At 62.7% G+C, this 2,872-nt stretch carries 2 protein-coding genes; one reads left to right on the top strand and one right to left on the bottom strand.

Features of this window, described 5'->3' with window-relative positions:
- The first annotated feature begins 426 nt into the window (after window positions 1-426).
- On the top strand, window positions 427-1,011 hold the full coding sequence (locus ACGFYH_RS37215; RefSeq protein ID WP_393807600.1) for a hypothetical protein: 585 nt from the start codon (window positions 427-429) through the stop codon (window positions 1,009-1,011).
- Between the two features lie 656 nt (window positions 1,012-1,667).
- Here ACGFYH_RS37215 and ACGFYH_RS37210 read toward each other — a convergent pair.
- Window positions 1,668-2,639, bottom strand: a complete 972-nt coding sequence (locus ACGFYH_RS37210) for a multiprotein-bridging factor 1 family protein (RefSeq protein ID WP_393807599.1) — start codon at window positions 2,637-2,639, stop codon at window positions 1,668-1,670.
- Window positions 2,640-2,872: the final 233 nt, after the last annotated feature.

The raw sequence follows: 2,872 nt of genomic DNA, 5'->3' as shown, positions 1-2,872 counted from the left end.
TCCCGCAAATCATCCATCTGTTCAGCGGAGAGATCCATGCCAGAGCAACGAGCCCATCGACGACAGGTAACTCAAACGGAATCACGAGACACTAGAAGCTCAGGCAAAGAAGCTCGCCAAGTATGCGACTGCGGGCCGTTCCACGCTCGGGTACGGAGGTCTCGAACCGTTCGAAAGCCACTCCGGCGGAATTGAAAAGATCCTGCGCAACGCTCGGGAGTTCTAGTGAGTCGGCAGTCCGATTTCAACGCGGCTGCGCAGGATTACTACACAGCACAGGTAGATATCTCCGAATCACTATTGGAGCGGGTCGCGTCCTGGTGGCGTGGCCTGTCTCCGCAGCGAGCGGCCGAGGGATCATCCGCTGTCGTACGGGAGTTTCAGGCTCTCGTGAATTCCTCGCGCAGTCGCTCATACGCCGAGGGCGTGAAGTATCACAAGCGCGTCCGAGAGATAGCTACCGGCGACGCTGGCAGCGATGACCTATGGGACGGCCGAGACGCGACGGCCGAGGCTGGACAGTCCAAGACTTCCTATTACGTCCACACGGCACCGCTCCGCGAGGAAATGAAGCGCGGCCGGTTGGATGACCCGGAATTCCTCAAGTCTCTTGACGAGACGATGGAAAGCGCCGGACGGAACCTAGCCCTAGACGCTGGCCGACTGGCCGAGTCCGGGGGTCGTGACGCGCTAGCCGAGGCACGAGAGAACGACGCCGAGGTAATCGGTTGGTACCGCCGGACGGACGCCGACCCGTGCGGATTCTGCGCAATGATCGCCACCCGTGGGGCCGCGTATTCCGACTACATGGAACCCGACCAGTTCCACAAGGGTTGCCATTGCGTAACCCTCCCGCTTTTCCGGGGCGTCGAGATACCGGCCGAGGATGCGTCCAAGCGAGATGCGTACCTGGCCCGCTGGAATGCAACTCCCGGCAGTGGCGCGGAGCAGTTGAAGACATTCCAACGGGAGTTCAACGCAGAGCGGAAGGCGCGGCGCGATGGACAGTGAGCGCAGGCTCTTTTGTTTGTGGTGCGGTACCGAGGAGAAAAGGCCCCGGTGTCCTCTCCGTGGGGTGCGCTGGGAGTGCCGGACAGTCTCCACGATGACGCGTAACGATTTCAGCAAGTGGCAGGCTGAAAAGGGGGCAGAACGTGAGGCAAATCGTCGCACTAAGTGACGTCAGACCCTGGGGGGTGACCCCTTTTTCGCCCCTTTCCCAACCGCAAGGTGATGGCGGCTCTCTCCCTGTACGGGTTTTGGAGTCGCCCAACGGCCCCGCCACTTACAGCGAGTGATGTAAGGAGGTAGCGAATGCCCAACCCAATTCGCGTCGTGTGGACGCCGGATGGCTGGCAGGAGTCCGACGCACCGGCCCCGCCTGGAAAGGTCGCATGGCGCTTTCCTCGCTCGCTGCGAATCGTCCGGCCCGCTGTTGAGTCGGCCCCTCGCTTTCCCCGACGGGTACGCATAGAGGGACGGCCCCGGAACTGCGGCACACGATGACCTCCCCGTAACGTTACGGGGAGGTGTAACGCCCCTGATGGCTTCCCGCTGTCAGGGGCGTTTTTCGTTGCCTTAGAAAGAAAGGCGGGTATCCTCGCCGGCTTGGGGTGCTTGGTAGCCGACTTCCCAGCAATACCAAGGGTTTTCGGCACCTTCGATTCTTAGGCCGCTTCGACTGCTCGGCGTAGTGCATCCTTGTGTTCCCAGGACCAAGGGGCGTCGCGCAGTTCCTCGGGCAGGCCAGCGAGACCGGTCCTCAAATGGTCGGCCGCCTCGCTGTATCTGCCGAGTGCGAGCGTGGCTAGTCCCATGTTCAGCCGGTTGAAACTCGGGGTGAGCCAATACGCGGTTGCCGGTGGCGGGAGTGCTGCGGCTTTGTCCATGAGCTTTTCCGCCTGCTCCACCGTGCGCAACGCTGCGTCTGCGTCGCCCAACTCCGCTAGTCCGGCCGCCGATTGCAGGTAATCCCCGATTCGCTGCGCCGGGTGTGCGCCGGGGGTGTTCGCCGCTGCACCGAACCAGCGGGCAATCCCTTGGGGTCGTCCCTGCTGTCGCGCAATGTAGCCCTTGAAATTGAGCGCCTGCGCGGCAAGGGTTCCGTTCCCCGTCTCGTCGGCAAGTTCCACGGCGTCATTCAGCAGCCGCACGCCGTCTTTGTATTCGCGCGTTTGTGCGAATAGCCATCCTGCGAACTGGACCCATTCTGACGCTACGTCAGAAAGCCTGTCCCTTTGCGGGCCGCGCGCTTCCTTGAGCATCCGCGTAACCTCCCGCATTTGCGCCATAGTCGCCGGAATGACGCTGTGCGGGGGTGCCGTGTCGTCTAGGCGGCGATAGGCCGCGAGAACGCCAGCGAGAGCGTCAACGGTTCCGGCGTCCAGGCGAGAGGGATTGGCAGCGCTGCGGGCCACTCGCGCCGAGGCGTCCTCATCAAGCAGGGTTTCGGCCAGCGCGCCACCGGCCCCCACGAGAGAATCAATCGCGCTGGCCAAGTTCTCTGACGGTTTCTGTTTGCCGTTGAGCACGCGCGACAGATACGCGGGGTCATAGTGCATTTCCCGCGCTGCGGCTTTCATGGAATACCCGGCGTCCCGGAGTGCCCGCCGGGCAAGATCGGGAAAGTCGTCACGCATTGCGAACCTCTGGGGGTTGACTGCCTGTGCTTCCAGAGTAGTCAACCCTGGTCAACTACCGCGTGAGCATTGCGAGTCCCGATCATGGACCCATGACCGAGCCGAGGACATACCCGAGCGCGCCCGTCGAACTCCCGTTAACCTCGATTCTTCAGAGGTCGTGAGTGCCTGACCGGGTCGTCGCTTCGCCCTGTTTGTCCTGTGTGATCGCGGGCGGGGCCTTCGCGTGTCGC

Origin of the sequence: Streptomyces sp. NPDC048392 (assembly GCF_043200575.1) — a bacterium.
GTDB lineage: Bacteria > Actinomycetota > Actinomycetes > Streptomycetales > Streptomycetaceae > Streptomyces.
Note: the sequence above shows the minus strand (reverse complement) of the source record. Positions and strands in the feature narration are given on the sequence as shown.